This window comes from Lentilactobacillus kefiri, from assembly GCF_009739535.1.
Classification (GTDB): domain Bacteria; phylum Bacillota; class Bacilli; order Lactobacillales; family Lactobacillaceae; genus Lentilactobacillus; species Lentilactobacillus kefiri.
Map to the genome: position 1 here is coordinate 578,630 of NZ_CP029971.1, position 16,338 is coordinate 594,967.

Below are 16,338 nucleotides of genomic sequence, written 5' to 3' on the forward strand. Positions count from 1 at the left end.
TACACCTTATTTTTCACTGAGCCGTTCAATCCGCAATAACGGTGCTGTCTTAACCTCATCAATAAAGTCTTTATCGTGGTCTATGATAAGCATCGTCGGCTGAAATTTCAAGATCATGCTTTGAATTTGTTGGCGGGTAATGACGTCAAGATAATTCAGCGGCTCATCCCAAATATAAAGGTTCGCCTTTTCGCACAGTGATCGGGCCAGTGACACTTTCCGCTTTTGACCCATACTTAAATCGGCTAAATTCTCGGTAAAGGCCGATCGTTCAAAGCCCAGCTTTCTAAGCATATTCAACAAATTATTCAATGCAATGCCAAAACGATCCGCATACGCTTGAATGGATCCTTGCAACACTTCAAAGTTTTGGGTTAAATATGAGACGTGAATTGTCGGTGCCATGGCAATGCTTCCGGATGCAACTAACTGTTTGTCTCCCATAATCGCTTTAATCATGGTTGTCTTGCCAATGCCGTTTGGGCCAAATAAGACGCGTCTCTGATCGTGTTTTAAATCAAAGCTCAACGGCTGATTTAACACGCGGCCGTTTTGCTCGACCTGCAAGTTTTCGACTCTTAATAGATAGTCCTGATGTGGTCGTTCATAATTCATGCTGAGTGAAACAACCTCATCAACATTTTTTAACAGGGACTGCTTTTGCTCAATATCTTTTTCCGTCCGTTTCAAGGTGTTTTTGGATCGCTTCATGACTTTGGCGGCTTTGTGACCAACAAAGCCTTTGTCCACGTTGGCATGATGATCGTCTTTTATGCTTTTCTTTTTCTTGTTTTCGGCACTGCCTGCCCATTGTTTCGCCTCTTGGGCACTGGACTTCAGTCGGCCAATTTCCTTTTGAAGATGTTTCTTTTTAGCCAGCTGGCTTTGATTTTCCCGTTCATACTGGTCAGACCAGGTTTCAAAGTTTCCGGCAAATAATTGAATCTTGGTTCGGTCAATGGACAAGACGTGGTCAATGACTTGATCAATAAAATAGCGGTCGTGGCTGACGACAATAAAGCCCTGCTTATGCTTTAAGTATTCCGCCACAACTTTTCTTCCTTCAATGTCCAAATGATTCGTCGGTTCATCGATCAGCTGAAATGCCCGGTTATCAACAAACATAACTGCCAGCAGTGCTTTAGTCCGTTCACCCGGACTCAATGTCTGAAATGGACGACCCAACACCTGATCATTCAGCTGTAATTTGTCCATTTCAACTTGAATCTTCCACAACTCGCTTTCGTCCAAGCCGGCCAACGTTAAAAGGATGGTTTGAGTTGCCTGACTGGGATCATCGATGGTCTGGGGAAAGTATTCAAAATGGATATTGGTGTTAATGTCACCCAAATAATCAAGCTTACCCAGCAGGATTTTTAAAAAAGTCGTCTTTCCTCGGCCGTTTCTGCCAATCAATCCAAGCTTCCAACTTTCGTCAATATTCAAGTTGAATTGATCAAAAATATTGCTTGGCATACCCGCGTATCTAAATGATAAATTTGTAATTTTGATTGTTCCCATTATTTCACCTCATAAAGGTTCAATCAGGGATCCCATGCATCAAAAAAGCCTGAGTGCACACTTGCACGCAGGCTATCCTGAAATATCTTTTGAGTATATTTGCGAGTCCTTGAACCCACGGAAATATGATACCCATTAAAATTGCCAAATCGCACAGAATAACCCCTGTTTTGAACAGTGATTACTTATAAAATTCTGTATTAACGATTTGCAATCTTCAATGGGCTTCACTTCCTTTTCGTTTTGAATTTCGTTAAAGCTATTGTTACATACGATCAATTTTTTGTCCAGCTTGGCAGTTAAATTTGATTTAAAATCGTCATTTCCCAAGTAAAAAATAAACCCTTTTAAATGCGGTAAAAAGGCTGTATTTTTAGTCCGGATACGTTACAATGTAGGTGTAAAGAAAGCGCAAACAATTTACCTTGTTAACTGAATAAATTGTTGGTTTTATCTGTAAACTGTTTGTGGTTTTGTAACAACTAATAGTACGGGGAGCGATTTTATGGATGAGAACTTGAAAATCACCTTGATTGGTTTGTTAACTTTAGTATTTGGTACAATTCTTGCATCAATCATGGCAAGCGCTGGCTTCACTAACATGGTTCCAGGCTTGTTATCATTCCTTGTCGCAGCTATTATTGTGTTTACCGGATTCAGATTTACAGATCACCACTTGGCATCCAGACATTAATTTGGTAAAGTGCCAGGAATCAACCCACGTGCATTAGGGGAACCTGATAGGCGTGGGCTTTTTTTAGACATATTTTGTCCCTTCCCGAACAGCAAGCTTAGATAAATCATGACTGGCCACGAACTTGCGGACCCAGTTTGGATTGAACTTACTGTAATTTCGCAGCGCCCAGCCAATCCCCTTTTGAATAAAGAATTGATCTGTGTGAATGTCATATTCAATCGCCTTGGTCAACAGCTCGGTGTCCAAAGTTTCTTTTTCAAGTAACTGCAAATCAATCGAAAGTCGCCGCATCCAGAAATTGTTGTGTTTATAGAACAAACTGAATACCCGCTTCTTTTCCTCTGGATGGAGAACGACAAAGGTGCCAAATATTTTTCGCCAGGTATCAACAGTATCCCACCACGACTTAATTTGAATATACCGGGTTAAAGATTGAATGTCTTCAAAGCTCAATCGTCTTACGTTGGCATACGCCATATCAATTGCGACATATTGGTATTCACGCTCATCACGTTTGTATAGATCGGCGATTTCTTGAAAAACTTCCGGCAGTGGCAGCTTCTTGGAATCCTTGATATAAGCCTTGGATTCAGCTTTACGCTGAGGCGTTTTTAACCCCAGAAATTTAAATTGATTGCGCATGTACCGTTCCATTGGAACTTGATTTTCTTTGTTTGATGTCATTTTAAACATATGAAACCCTCGTATGTCACTTAATAATATATTGTCGATTTTGGATCGGCTCCAAATAATCATTCAGGCGTTCAAACAGCATGACGAGCCAGCTGAATGCCAGCAGGAATGCCATGATTTCAAAGGCCGTCAAAGACAAGTAGCCGACAACTTGAAATAGAATCTCGCCTGCCAGCAATGCTGCTGCAATCATCCAGGAGGTATGCAAAAAGTCTTTGGAAATGTCTGGCAACAGCCACTTGATTCCAAAGATCAGTGCCAGCACCAAAAAGATCAGGTAGCCGGCAACTCTGGTATGCAGCGTATGCATCTGAGTGTTATTTGGAAATACCCCCACCAAAGCCAAGTCAATTGCCAGAAGCGTCAGCAAAATTCTCAACACGAGTAATTGCCGACTTTTTGGGAAAACTCGTTTTAAAGACGCAAATAAATAGTCAACCAGTGCAAGCAAAATCAATCCGGCAAATATTAACGCGAGATTGAACTCCCACGAAGCGACGGCTTGATTTGTTCCCAAAAAACTGAGGTTATGCTTCCACCAATACAAATTCTGATTACTGATCATCGCCAAAATGACGCCACTGACAATCACGGCAATGAAAATATTGGTTAACAGTCGGGAGGACAGTTGGGGAACAATACTGTTGACGGCTTGAACTTCAACACTGGTAATCAACGCAAACAGCGCAGTCGAAGTGAATAAATCAAAAGTCGCGCCTTTAAAAAGATTCCCGGCAATCCAGAACAGCCCCGCCATCAACATGAAACTGATTAATGTACAGGATAACGCGACAGTTGGAAAGTTTCGCCAGGAAACAGCTTCAACAGCGGAACCAGACTGATGTTTCAGCTGGATAAAAGCAGCCGCAAAGCTTAAAAATCCGCTTATTGTTGTCAGTACCAGCACCATGGTAGCGACCGATTCACTACCAACAAGGGATATTTGATAAATTTTACGTGTCAAAAAATACCCAAGAAAAATGGCAGTCATAATTGCCGTCAAGATAATCACGCCCCACCGGCGTTTTCGGATCTCAACCGGCTTTTGCGTTGTAATTTTTATTTCGTCCGCACCAATATGTACTTTAACTTGAGTGCCGGGCTCAACCCCTAACTGCTCCTTAAGATCTTGGGGCAGTTTCAACACATGCTTTTCGTTCAACGAGTCTTCCTCCCTTAAAAAGGTTATACTTAATTGTACCAGTTCATTCAGGAGGGATTCTATGTTTATTGATAAAGTCAACGACAAGATTGCATTAAAACTTCCAGCGGTTACCGATGCCGATGCGCTGTTGGAACTCATCGACACTAATCGTAAAAAGTTAGGCGAATGGCTTCCATGGGCAAAATCGATGCTGGCCCCAAGCGATGAACAAAAATTTCTGCAGTACGGCATTGAAAAAATGGCCAACGGTGATTTTTGGTTCGCTATTATTTTGGTCGATAATGAACCGGCTGGCATGATTGATCTTCACGAATTCAGTCATGACAATCAACGCGCCCAAATTGGATACTGGCTGGCAGACAGATTTCAAGGATTGGGTATCATGACACTGAGCTTAAATCGATTGGAACAAATTGCCTTTAATGAACTTGGTTTAAACCGTTTGGAATTATTGGCTGACATTAATAATCAAAAAAGCCGCGCCGTAGCTGAACGACGAGGCTTCCATCAAGAAGGTATTTTAAAGGAATATGCCCTTTATAACGGCAAATTTCACGATATGGTCCTATATTCAAAATTAAAATCAGAATAGACTATTTTGCGAACAGAATCGTTATCAATAAGATCATGGCCGCCAATAATATAGTCTGCCCATGCAAATATTGAATCAGATACCCATTTAAAAGCGCACCAATGAAGAAAGAACCGATGATTGTTACAATATCACCGGCTTTTTTTAGTGCCTTGACGTCACCTTGAGCGACAAAATCAAGGACACTCTCGGATAATGTCCTGACATTTCCGGTCATCATCAGCGGTGTAAACGGTCCATTCTTCATTTTACGGAATTCCTGCAGCTGAGAGGCTGCCGCCAAAGCCAGCAAGCCTGTCGAAATTAAGATTGAAACATGATTGGCAATGATGCTGACGATCATTATCAGTGCCATTTCAAATACCAGAATCACCCGTTTGCGGGTAACCGCACGCTCGTTTGGATAATGATACTGGATAATCCGAACAATAGCGACACCAACGGCAAACATCACCAATGATACCAATGCCTGGATGATACTGCCGTAGTCGCCACGGCCAATTCTTAATCCGGTTAGAATCAGGTTTCCTGTCTGCAAACCGGCAAAAACGCCGTCATCCTGCATGTAGGTATACGAATCCAACACGCCGGCGGCCATCACCAAAAGCGAGCCGCTCAATAATTTCTCATAAGGGCCAATCTGTTCAACTGGTGTCCTGTCCATATCCAATCCCCCCATTTAAGGTAGTTTCGGATAGTGTACGCTCTCGATCAGTTTGATGCCATTAAATGCACTTTGACGGGGAAAGACGCCCTTTGGAGTCCTCTACGGCGTCATGAATTTAACAAATTCGACAAACAAATGATAGATTCCACCAAAGATTCCGCCGACAAAACCAAATATTCGGCTGAGCATCGAAACGTGGTGATGCGCTTTTTTTGTCTTCACCGTTTTCTTTTTAATGTTAACGGTTGATTTCATTGGAACAGTTGCAGTGCTCGAATTGTCAGCCAATTTCACAATGGCATTACCCACAGTCTGTCCCTTAACAATCGGCAGCTGGGTCTTAGTAGCGGTGTAATTGACCACGTGGTCAGAACTTGTTCCGTTGCGTTGCCAAATAACCGCCTCAGACTCAGCTGGCTGAGCAGTTAGCTGATGGCCATCAATCGAAAACGGATGCGATTTGAGTGCGACTTTTGTCGCATGGTACTTTGAATTGACTGTTTTGATCAACTTATTCATTGAAGTATACAGCGTATTACTGTCAATAATGGTTGCAATCAAATGACGGCCGTCATGCCAGTAAGTTACGGTAATACACAATCCGGCGTTAACCGTAAAACCGGTTTTTAACCCGTCAACATGCGTGCTCTTGTGATAAAAAGCGCCACCGGGCAAGAGTCGATTGGAGTTAACCAAAACTTGTTTGCCGACTTTCATCGATGGCTGCTTACTCCATTTGGTGATACTTGGAAATTCTTCAAGGACCTTGGCGGCAACTGTTGAAATTGCTTTGGCACTCACCATGTTCTGGGCTTTTTTACTTGTATGGGGAATTCGATAATGATACTTGCCCAAATCACTGTTATCCAAGCCGGAACTGCTGACAAAAGTCGCATCTAGGCCCCACTTTTTGGACTGTTGATTCATCATTTTGACAAATTCAGTGTTACTGCCACCACCAACCAGCTTGCCTAATGAGATGGCTGCCGGGTTGGATGACGCAATTAAAGCTGCTTTATATAAGTCACGAACGGTAAATTCTTTGGACCGTTTAATCCGAAAACCACCGACTTCATAACTTTTACTCATCTTGCGCAGTTCAGAATCAACCGGTACCTTTTGATCCCAGGAAATCTGGTGATTATCAATCGCTTTTTTTGTGAGATAAAGAGTCATTAACTTGGAAAGACTGGCTATCGGACGTTTATTATTGCCATTCTTTTGATAAAGGACCTGGCCAGTCTTGGCATCCATCACATAAGCTTCTTTAGCTTGAAACTTCTGTTGGTTCACTTTCTTGGCACTTGCTTGGGTATTGAATAAAGCAAAGCCTGCAATCATGATCACAATTGCCATGATCATTTTATTTAATTGTCTGTAGTAACGCTTGGCAGATCTTGGCAAAACCAAAAGTACCTCCAAAAATAGATTTATTCAGATGGAATAATACTAACGCAAACTTGTGCCGAATTGAATGCCTATCAATAATCTTTACACAAAATTTACGGCTGCATTTTGCGTGCCATATCATCAATGTGCTGACGAACGGTTTGTTCTTTACTTCGCATCTGCCAGGTTGCGGAATGGATAATACTGTTGGAACGGCTGACCTTGGTATAAAGCGCGCCAGGATAAAATAAAAATTTATGTGACACAAAGACATAATCAGCAGTAAATAATAAATCTTCCGCAAGATCCAGGGACTCATCAAAACGAATGTTGTTTTCTTTAATAACCGACATTTTGAATCCTTTGTTCCAAGTATAGCCGCCAAAGTCGCCGCCTCTCTGGTTAATTGAATCATAGGCGTCAATCTTGGAAACCTCACGGAAATCACTGCTGCCCGAATGACCGCCTCGCCAGCCCCAATTGTAGCCAACTGCCACTAAATCAACTTTCGGATCAGCTAATCCCTTGGCCATGACCTCCAAGTATTGTGGCTCCAACAAATCATCGCCATCAACGAAGACAATAATATCTCCCTTGGCATGATCGATGGCATAATTTCGGGCTTTGGATACGCCTTGGTGAGACTGAAAGTAGTGAGCGCGGATCCGATCGTCCTTATTTGCAAACTCTTTGATTGTTTGGGAAGTTCGGTCAGTAGACGCGTCATCGACTAAAATAATTTCAAAATTTTGGTAGGTCTGATCAAAAATACTGTTTAACGTTTTGGCTAAATAGGTTCCTAAATTGTAAGCCGGAATTGAAATTGTGATTAAAGGTTTTTCCATCATTGTCGACACCTCCTGAATTTCTTCGTGGTGAGTATATGACGGAAACTGTTAGGAGGCAAATGATTGGCTTGTTGAGTGTGAGTGCCTTTAATAAGATGTGAAAAGCTTGCCTAGCCTACTTGGCGACGACCCAGGGCCCTTAACCAAACAAAACCAGCAGAGAACACTGAATCGTTTCCCCGTCTACGACGCGTTTTTATGACTTCTGCAGGGTTTGTATTTGTTATTTTATCTACTGCTCCCTCCGGCTTTTGAGCTATGCTTCGACGGCCGGCTGAAAGACTGCCTAGCCTACTCGGCGCTCAGGGATTGGATTTGTTATCTTACTTACGGCTCCCTCCAGCTTCTGAGCTATGCTTCGACGACCCAGGGCCCTACTGTACAAGAAAAAGCAGTCAACGATGAACAAAGTACGTTCATCATTGACTGCTTTCCCTTGTACTCCGGGCCCTAAACGGGTCTCGTCGCACACTTATTTATTCGTGTTCCGCATGGCTCTTTGACTTGGCGTTGTTTTGGCCATAGTATGCGTTCTTACCGTGCTTACGGTAATAATGCTTGCCCAAGAGATATTGTGGAACGTGAGTTTCGTCACGAGTTAATTGTAATGCGTGGTAACTGATTTCTGCTGATACTTCCAATACCTTGGCATTGTATACAGCTTTGTCAGCTGTTGGGCCCCATGCAAATGGTCCGTGTTGGCTGACCAATACAGCAGGAACAGCATCTGGATCAACACCACGACGTTCGAATTCGTCAACAATAACTTTACCAGTGTTTAATTCATAAGCTTCTTCAATTTGCTTCTTTGTCAAAGCTGGGGCACATGGAATGTCACCATAGAATGTGTCGGCATGAGTTGTACTTACAGCTGGAATGTCCATCTTGGCAGCAGCAAATGAAACAGCCCATGGTGAATGAGTATGAACAATTCCACCAATGTTAGGGAAGTGATTGTACAGGTAAGTATGAGTTGGTGTATCACTTGATGGGTTCATGTCACCTTCAACAACTTTACCATCCAAATCAACAACAACCATGTCTGATGGCTTCATCTTGTCGTATTCAACACCTGAAGGCTTGATAACGAATAAACCTTTGTCACGGTCGATTGCGGAAACGTTACCCCAAGTGAATGTAACTAAACCAAGTTGAGGTAAACGCATATTTGCGTCATATACTTCTTTTTTAAGATCTTCTAACATTCTCTCGCACCTCTAATTTTTCATTTTCATTGCTTTAACAGCTTCAGATTCTACAGGCAATGCTGCCTTGTAGTTATCAATGAACTTGTCATAACCTTGAACACTTGCTTCTTCAGGATACAGAGTAGCAGTTGTTGCGTCTTTGAAGACACGGTTTGCAAGGTAGTCTTCCAATGCTTCACCGTTCTTACGGTTAACACAGAAGAGTGCCAAGACAGCCATTCCCCAAGGGCCACCCTCACCGGCATTTTCCATTACGGAAATTGGAGTGTTGAGGGCATCAGCCAATACTTGTTGAGCAACAACTGGTGTCTTGAAGATACCACCTTGAGCAACCAAGACGTTGGTCTTAATGTGCTCTTCACGAAGTAAGATATCCATCCCAATTTTAAGTGGGGCAAATGCTGAGTAAATTTGAGTCTTGATGAAGTTTGCCAAATTAAGCTTGCTATCAGGTTTCCGAACAAACAACGGACGACCTTCAGGCATTCTGGTAATGTTTTCACCTGAAAGATAGGCGAAGTTAACCAAACCGCCGGCATCCTGATCACCCTTAACTGATTCAGCAAACAAAGTTCCATACAAATCATCAGGCTTTAATTGAAGACCAAGTGCTTTGGCAAATTCGCCAAACAGGCCAACCCAAGCGTTGATGTCTGAAGAACTGTTGTTGGTGTGAACCATGGCAACCGGAGCACCATCTGGTGTGGTAACCATATCGATATCACGGTGAACAGCTTTCATAGGTGAATCAAGAACAACCATTGAGAAGGCTGAAGTTCCGGCTGAAATATTACCAGTCCGCTTCTTAACACTGTTAGTGGCAACCATACCAGTACCAGCATCACCTTCAGGAGGGGCAATCAATGAACCGCCTTGAAGAGTGCCGCTTTGATCAAGCAATTTGGCACCATCGTCAGTTAACTCACCGGCTTTTTTACCAGCTGGCAAAACAGTTGGCAAAATATCAAGTAAGTTCCAAGGGTATTTCTTTACTTCAGGAAGTGAGCTGAACTTGTCAGCCATCTTCTTGTTGTAAGTAACAGTTGCTTCATCGATTGGGAACATTCCTGAAGCATCCCCAACACCGATAACCTTTTCACCTGATAATTTCCAAGTAACGTATCCGGCAAGGGTTGTCATGAAGTCAATGTCTTTAACATGCTTTTCGTCATTCAAAATAGCTTGGTATAAATGAGCGATACTCCAACGTTCTGGAATGTTGAAGTTAAACAACTTGGTCAATGCTTCTGCGGCATCACCGGTAATGTTGTTTCTCCAAGTTCTGAATGGAACAAGAATTTCGCCATTCTTATCAAATGCCATGTAACCATGCATCATAGCACTGACACCAATCGAACCAATTTTCTTAATATCAACACCAAATTTATCGTGAACTTGTAATGCAAGGGTTGCATAACTGGTCTGGATACCATCCCATACTTTTTCAAGTGGGTATGTCCAGATTCCATTGTCTAATTCATTTTCCCAAAGGTAATCGCCTGAAGCGATTGTTTGGAAATCGTCAGAAACAAGGACAGCCTTAATTCTGGTTGATCCCAGTTCAATTCCCAATGAAATGTTTCCGCTTACAATTTCATTTCGTACTCGACTTTCGTCCATCGTTTTTTTCCTCCAACGTAGCTACGTTTAGTATTCGTTTACTTCTACATTGTAAAATATTCGTACGTATAAATCAATTCTTTTTCAGATTTGTGCAATAAATATATAGCGCCAATAAAGTGGCTAGACCAACATGCCCAAGCCGTCTTCATCGATAATTTTTACCTTCGATCCGCTTGCTTCAATGAACCCCTGTTTGGAAAGCTGTTTGAAAGTTCGGCTGATCGTTTCGGGAGTGGTTCCCAAGTAAGTTGCAATGTCTTTTTTCTTTAATGGTAGTTTAAAGGGATTTTGATCAAGTGCAGCGCCCGTCTCCAACAAATACCTTGCCAGCTTACCCGCCATATCAGACGTCGTTGACAATGTCTTTTCCTCTTGGAGATTGTTAATCTGCTGGCTCATCGTGGCCAACAGGCTCACTGAAAGCTGGGGACTGCGCTGTAACAATTTCTGAAAGGCTCCCTGATCAATTTGGCAGACGTTGGAGTCAACCAAAGCAGTGGCCGTGACATTTCGCTGGTTGCCATTAAAGAGTGCAGATTCGCCATCAAAATCACCCGGCTGCAAAACTTTTAACAATTGTTCCTTACCGTTGGCGGCAACTTGAGAAATTTTGACTTGGCCTGCTTCCACAATCATAAAATGACCAACTGTATCCCCGGCCAAATAAATAATGGTGTCTTTGGGATATTTGTGTTGAACGACTAGTTTGGCAACTTCTGTTTTTTGATCTTCCGGTAACGATTTAAACATTGGTACCAGATTGACACATTCTAATGCTTGTTGTAAATCCACGTTGGACACCCCACTATTCACTCATCAACTGTTCAAACCACTGCTTTGTTCCAGCATCTTCGGCTGAATCGATATCGAACCCAATTGGTTGAAAAATTGTTGCGACTTTATTCCAATTAATTGCATCATTGGTTACCAGCCCAGCAGTCAATTGTTCGACCTGCTTGCTGGTGATTATCTTCATCATATCAGGATTTCCGCCAAGTGTCTCAATCAACGTGTTAGCTGCAAGTTGATTCAAAATAATTGTTTGCAGTTGATTAGGGTCGACTGGATTCGTCACAATTATGCGGTGCTTTAGAGGAACTGCCGGAATCTCCCGCTGTAAAAAGTGTTGAACTTCCGGCCAGTTGGCCATCATGACTCGATAAAATTGAAACGGCACTTTGATATTAATATTCTTGAATGTTTTAACCAAAATGGTTTCCAACGACCATGCCTCATCAACCGATGTGACCACCAGCATTTCCTGTAAGAACCTTTGAACGGTTTGTTTGCCAATGCCTTTCAATCGTTTCTTTAACGTCAATCCATAACGGACTAACACAAACTGATCAAACGCGTCCGGCTGGATCACTCTTCCAGCTGGGGCATGCATTCGTTTACGGATTGCCTTGATCTGTTTCATTTTACTTGATTTGGCATATCTGCCTTGTTTAACCATGAAGTTTCACCGCTTACTTTCTTATTAACATTATTATACCGATGATTACTGAATTACCCTAATCGTTCTCCAAGTTTTCCTAGAATCACCACTTTGCCACAAATAATTGGTATATACAGGAACTCAATCACCATTTACACAAGATTTACATTCATTTAATGGGAAACAATGTCTTTTAACTTTAACATGTTTGTAACAACCACCCAGATTGATTGAATTATCAGGCAACGGCATTGTCACACTTTTGTCTTATTTGTTAACGGTGTTGACGGTTATCTCATATCTGATATTATACATTCGTGATTGATTATCAGTTGTTCACATTACAATCAATCATCTTTCAAACTTCATCCAAATTGTGTTCCGGAACACACATCAGCAATCATTTACAAGTTTTGAAAGTCTGGTTTTCTTACCAACTGTGAACGTAATTCTAGAAATCGACATCCCAAAGGTGGTTATTACAATCAATAAGAGTCTATTCACATTATCCATTGTTGCAGGTTTTCTAAGTCTAAGCGGCGTGTCAGCAAGTGCCAACACACCGAAAGTTGCTTCCAGCGACACACTTGCCGCTATTGCAGCAAAGAACCACGCTGCTTTGGACGGTAGCGTTTCGAACAATCAATCAGCCAACAAAGATTTAATCAAGCTTGGCCAACCGCTTCAAATTAGTCGAACCGCCAAAAAGGCACCGGCTAAAAAAACACCTGTCAAGAAGCAACAGTCTAACAAGGTCAACAAGAAACACTTCAAGACTTCGATGACAGTGAAGAAAGGCAAGCCTCATGCAGCCGTTGTTACTTCCGTTTCATCATCGAACAGCAAATCCAAGAGCGATCCACTCAGCAGTGCAACCACAACACCTGGTGCAATGCAGTCACAAGGGGTCATTTACCAAAATGGTAAAAAGTGGACCTATTACACCGGCGCAGGATTTGCCGACGGAACAACCAATCATGGTGGTTACGATGCTAATGGCTACATCATTGTAGCAGCACCATCAAACGTTCCTTTTGGAACCCACGTCCAAACACCACTTGGTGAAGGCGTTGTCCATGATCGTGGAACTGCGATTGTGGGAAATCACTATGATCTGGTAATGCCATAAAATTATCGAATCATTGATCATCATAAATTCAAAAATCTCCAAACGAAGAAATTTCTTTGTTTGGAGATTTTTTATATTATTCTTTTTCAACAATTCCAAATTCAATCATATTCAGATATTGTTTAACTTCAACCACCAGTGCATCCATATCTTCAATCTTTTTCATTTCCGGATGGGCTTCAAGCTCCTTTTGAACCTGACCGAGAAGGACGGTTAAGACCATTCCCAAATATTCCTTAACTTTGTCGGGGTCCAGGTCCTTTCGAATGTTCATCTTTTTGATGACTTTACCCAAAACATAATTTTTCATTGCCTGCTGCCACTGATTAAAGGTATCGAAAACCTGTTTGCGAACTTGCGGTGGAATCATTGTGTCCTGGGCGTATGCAAGGGTCAATAGCGCAAACTCATCCGGATATCGATGAGACAGTTCCGTCTTATATTTAGTTGCCCGAATACTCATCGTGACCAAATCATCAGATTCAGTCCAAACTTTGAGGTTTAAGACATCCTTGATGGTTGTTAGAGAATGGTTAACGGCGGCAACATAAAGCTTCTTCTTATTATCAAAGTATCTAAAGACGGATCCTTTGGATACCCCGGCATCTTCAGCAATTTTGTCAGTGCTTGCCGAATAACCATGACTTCCGAATTCATGGATGGCACCTGTTAAAATAGCGGATTCTTTTTCAGGATCACGTGGTAATCTTTTTGCCATACTTAACCTCTCCTATCAGCTTTCCAAATCTCTCTTGTTATAGCCAATAAAGCCAACAACAATCAGGATAACCGCAATCACTAACATCCACAATGCTGCGTCCGTATTGATGGATTCCACCGGCACCCGCTTGTTCCAATAATATGGTGATATTTTCAGCAGCCACTTTGGCATATCCATTAAGCTGCCAAAGTATGAAATCATAAACGATCCACCCAATAGTATCCAAATAAGTGAACGAAACTTGGGTGCAATTCCTATCAAACCAACGAGGATACTAATGAAGAGAACAACGACCGGCAAGATGGAAATAAAGACTTTCCAGAAATATTTAAAGGCTAAATCATGAGTGATAACCGAGTTTCCGGCCGCCATCATACTGAATAACGCAACAAACAGAACAACGGCCGCAAATACAGTTCCAAAAATCAAGTAGGTTAGCAACAAATACGTCCTGCTCTGAGGCTTTGTAATGACCATCTGGAGATAACTGCGGCGTTCCTCAGTAAACAGACGATTGACAACCATCGCGCCGGCAACCACTGCCAGCAGACCGAAGATGATCCCTAATAAGCTGATATATGAAAGCAGCTGGCTCTGCTCCATGTGGCGAATGCCACTCTCGCCCATCATTTTTTGCATGGCAGGATTGGCATTGACAATTTTACCAATGCTGTTAAAGACCGATCCATAGCTGGCACCAAGAATTGCCATGCCCAAAATCCAGGACAACCCAGTCGACTTTTGATTCCACATCAGTAAAGTTGCCGGTCCTCGCAAAAATCGACTGCGGCTTTTTCCTGAACGAACGTGAATAATGCCGGCATCAATATCACGGTTGACATTCAATGCCAAGGCGACAACAAATGCCACAAACGCCAAAGCAATCAACATCACGATGGGCCACCAGTTGTTGTCAACGTAAAAGCTGGCCTTTTCAATCCAACCTAAAGGTGAAAGCCATGTGTAATCCGGGTTTGAAACATCCGTCACCATTCTTACCAAATAGGCCGCTCCCAGAAAGGCATAGTTATACATCGAAACATTATGACTGTCGGCAACCAACTGGGCAAAGATTAACGAAATCATTCCAAAAGCCCAGCCAACAGCACCAATCGCAATTGCCAACAACCAAGTTCCTTCATTATTACTTCCGGGCATATTGGTCATCATCGTGCCGACACCCGTTAAAACACTAAATAACGCATTTGCAATCAATAATTCCAAAGCTGCTGCCGTAATGGGAGCTAAGCGACCAACCGGATGGCCGCCAAGAACCATTTCCGTTAATCCGGATTCCTCTTGGCCCCGACTAACGCCGACCGCCAAAGAGTAATTAAAGATAATGTTGAATAAGCCCCAAAAGACGACCATCTCAGATGAGAAAATCAAAGCCGTTGATAAATGACCATTGGGAATTGTGCCAACAAGGGCAACCATCGCTTTTGATCGAAGGGTTTCTGCAATTGTATTAATTTGTTTTGCGGACCCATAAATCCCGTCAAATTTGGCCGCAACCGCAACAAACACACCGGCTAACGCAATCAGCCACACCGTTATTTTTAGCCAATCACGCTTTAAGTCGGCTTTCAACATTAACATGGTTCGAGTATATTGTTCCATCTTACTCACCTACTTTTTGATTACTGTCAGAATGGTAGTAACGCAGGAACAAGTCCTCCAAAGTTGGTGGGGTTGTCTTCAGCTGAACAATTGAACTCTTCGTTAATAATGCCATCACCGTGCCGACTTGATCGGAATCAACCGTGAACTCGGCACTCGTGTGTTGGTCATTCGTGAAGTTCAATTGATGAACTCCCTGCGCCTTATCCAAGCCATCTATTGGTGAAACGGTCTTCACCGCGACCACATTCCGGGTTAAGTGCTGCATTGCTTCTAAGGAACCCGTTTCAATCACTTTTCCTTCACGGATAATTGAAATTGTGTCACACATTTTTTCAACTTCGGATAAAATGTGGCTGGATAATAAGACGCTCTTACCGCGTTTCTTTAACTCGGCAACCCTTTGTTGGAAGATCAGTTCATCTAATGGATCCAGCCCTGAAGTTGGTTCATCGAAAATATACAAATCAACATCAGTAGAGAATGCAGCAATCAAGGCCACTTTCTGCCGGTTTCCTTTCGAGTAAGTCCGGTTCTTCTTGCTGGTATCAAGCTTGAACTCCTTAATCAGTTCATCTGTCTTGGCGGAATGCTTCTGTCCCGACATATGCAGCAGCATATCAATCGTCTGGCCACCGGTCAGGTTCGGCCATAAATAAACATCCCCGGGGACATACGCTAAATTCTTATGAATCTTAACCGAGTCTTTCCAGGCATTTTCGCCAAATACAGTTGCTGAACCGGCAGACTTCCGGATTAATCCGAGAATCACACGAATTGTGGTGGATTTTCCGGCACCGTTTGGCCCGATAAATCCCAGCACTTCCCCAGTATGCAGCTGTAAATTAACATCTTTTAAAGCATGGACTTTGCCAAAATTTTTCTGTAAATTTTGAACGTCCAATATAGTTTGTTCTTTCATTTTGTTCACCCCACAAGTCCTGAAATCCAAAGCCAATTTCTTAATTCGACTTGAGTATATCATAAATGACTGGATAGTCAATAACCACGCAGTCATTTAAAACAA

At 42.4% G+C, this 16,338-nt stretch carries 16 protein-coding genes; 3 read left to right on the forward strand and 13 right to left on the reverse strand.

Features of this window, described 5'->3' with window-relative positions; all coding sequences use genetic code 11:
- Positions 1-6 precede the first annotated feature (6 nt).
- A complete protein-coding gene (gene abc-f, locus DNL43_RS03050; RefSeq protein ID WP_056981902.1) occupies positions 7-1,521 on the reverse strand; it encodes a ribosomal protection-like ABC-F family protein in 1,515 nt (504 codons plus the stop codon).
- Between the two features lie 505 nt (positions 1,522-2,026).
- Between abc-f and DNL43_RS03055 the strand changes: the two genes are divergently transcribed.
- Entirely contained in the window at positions 2,027-2,215 is a 189-nt protein-coding gene (locus DNL43_RS03055) for a hypothetical protein (protein WP_054769421.1), read from the forward strand.
- A 63-nt stretch (positions 2,216-2,278) separates the two neighbouring features.
- On the opposite strand, the gene DNL43_RS03060 is transcribed toward DNL43_RS03055, so the two are convergent.
- Together DNL43_RS03060 and DNL43_RS03065 are read right to left on the reverse strand one after the other, a co-directional pair.
- The gene (locus DNL43_RS03060) at positions 2,279-2,911 is read right to left on the reverse strand and encodes a DNA alkylation repair protein (RefSeq protein WP_056981904.1); all 633 of its coding nucleotides are present in this window, start codon (positions 2,909-2,911) and stop codon (positions 2,279-2,281) included.
- Between the two features lie 16 nt (positions 2,912-2,927).
- The gene (locus DNL43_RS03065) at positions 2,928-4,073 is read right to left on the reverse strand and encodes a DUF998 domain-containing protein (RefSeq protein WP_056981906.1); all 1,146 of its coding nucleotides are present in this window, start codon (positions 4,071-4,073) and stop codon (positions 2,928-2,930) included.
- Between the two features lie 61 nt (positions 4,074-4,134).
- On the opposite strand from DNL43_RS03065, the gene DNL43_RS03070 reads away from it, so the two are divergent.
- Positions 4,135-4,668: a GNAT family N-acetyltransferase gene (locus DNL43_RS03070; RefSeq protein WP_054769420.1), complete on the forward strand. Its 534-nt coding sequence runs from the start codon at positions 4,135-4,137 to the stop codon at positions 4,666-4,668.
- Between the two features lies 1 nt (position 4,669).
- On the opposite strand, the gene DNL43_RS03075 is transcribed toward DNL43_RS03070, so the two are convergent.
- The 7 genes from DNL43_RS03075 to DNL43_RS03105 form a co-directional block, all read right to left on the reverse strand.
- The gene (locus tag DNL43_RS03075) at positions 4,670-5,332 is read right to left on the reverse strand and encodes a YoaK family protein (RefSeq protein ID WP_056981909.1); all 663 of its coding nucleotides are present in this window, start codon (positions 5,330-5,332) and stop codon (positions 4,670-4,672) included.
- Positions 5,333-5,434: 102 nt separating this feature from the next.
- On the reverse strand, positions 5,435-6,745 hold the full coding sequence (locus tag DNL43_RS03080; protein WP_225364671.1) for a D-alanyl-D-alanine carboxypeptidase family protein: 1,311 nt from the start codon (positions 6,743-6,745) through the stop codon (positions 5,435-5,437).
- Between the two features lie 92 nt (positions 6,746-6,837).
- Complete coding sequence (locus DNL43_RS03085; protein WP_054769419.1) at positions 6,838-7,572, reverse strand: glycosyltransferase family 2 protein; 735 nt, start codon at positions 7,570-7,572, stop codon at positions 6,838-6,840.
- A 476-nt stretch (positions 7,573-8,048) separates the two neighbouring features.
- Positions 8,049-8,777 carry an L-ribulose-5-phosphate 4-epimerase gene (locus tag DNL43_RS03090; RefSeq protein ID WP_054769418.1) on the reverse strand — a complete coding sequence of 243 codons (729 nt, stop codon included), beginning with the start codon at positions 8,775-8,777 and terminating at the stop codon, positions 8,049-8,051.
- 12 nt (positions 8,778-8,789) lie between these two features.
- A complete protein-coding gene (locus DNL43_RS03095) occupies positions 8,790-10,400 on the reverse strand; it encodes a xylulokinase (RefSeq protein WP_095344965.1) in 1,611 nt (536 codons plus the stop codon).
- 123 nt (positions 10,401-10,523) lie between these two features.
- Positions 10,524-11,195, reverse strand: coding sequence for a Crp/Fnr family transcriptional regulator (locus tag DNL43_RS03100; protein ID WP_054769416.1), 672 nt, complete (start codon positions 11,193-11,195; stop codon positions 10,524-10,526).
- Between the two features lie 13 nt (positions 11,196-11,208).
- Positions 11,209-11,859, reverse strand: coding sequence for a hypothetical protein (locus tag DNL43_RS03105; RefSeq protein WP_054769415.1), 651 nt, complete (start codon positions 11,857-11,859; stop codon positions 11,209-11,211).
- Between the two features lie 421 nt (positions 11,860-12,280).
- Here DNL43_RS03105 and DNL43_RS03110 point away from each other — a divergent pair, with 421 nt between their 5' ends.
- Positions 12,281-12,970 carry a peptidoglycan-binding protein gene (locus DNL43_RS03110; RefSeq protein WP_225366613.1) on the forward strand — a complete coding sequence of 230 codons (690 nt, stop codon included), beginning with the start codon at positions 12,281-12,283 and terminating at the stop codon, positions 12,968-12,970.
- Positions 12,971-13,046: 76 nt separating this feature from the next.
- Here DNL43_RS03110 and DNL43_RS03115 read toward each other — a convergent pair whose 3' ends face one another.
- From DNL43_RS03115 to DNL43_RS03125, 3 genes are read right to left on the reverse strand one after another with little or no spacing between them, the layout of a single operon-like run.
- Positions 13,047-13,688: a TetR/AcrR family transcriptional regulator gene (locus DNL43_RS03115; RefSeq protein ID WP_054769414.1), complete on the reverse strand. Its 642-nt coding sequence runs from the start codon at positions 13,686-13,688 to the stop codon at positions 13,047-13,049.
- A 15-nt stretch (positions 13,689-13,703) separates the two neighbouring features.
- Entirely contained in the window at positions 13,704-15,311 is a 1,608-nt protein-coding gene (locus DNL43_RS03120) for an ABC transporter permease (protein ID WP_056981912.1), read from the reverse strand.
- 1 nt (position 15,312) lies between these two features.
- On the reverse strand, positions 15,313-16,233 hold the full coding sequence (locus DNL43_RS03125; RefSeq protein WP_054769413.1) for an ABC transporter ATP-binding protein: 921 nt from the start codon (positions 16,231-16,233) through the stop codon (positions 15,313-15,315).
- Positions 16,234-16,338 lie beyond the last annotated feature (105 nt).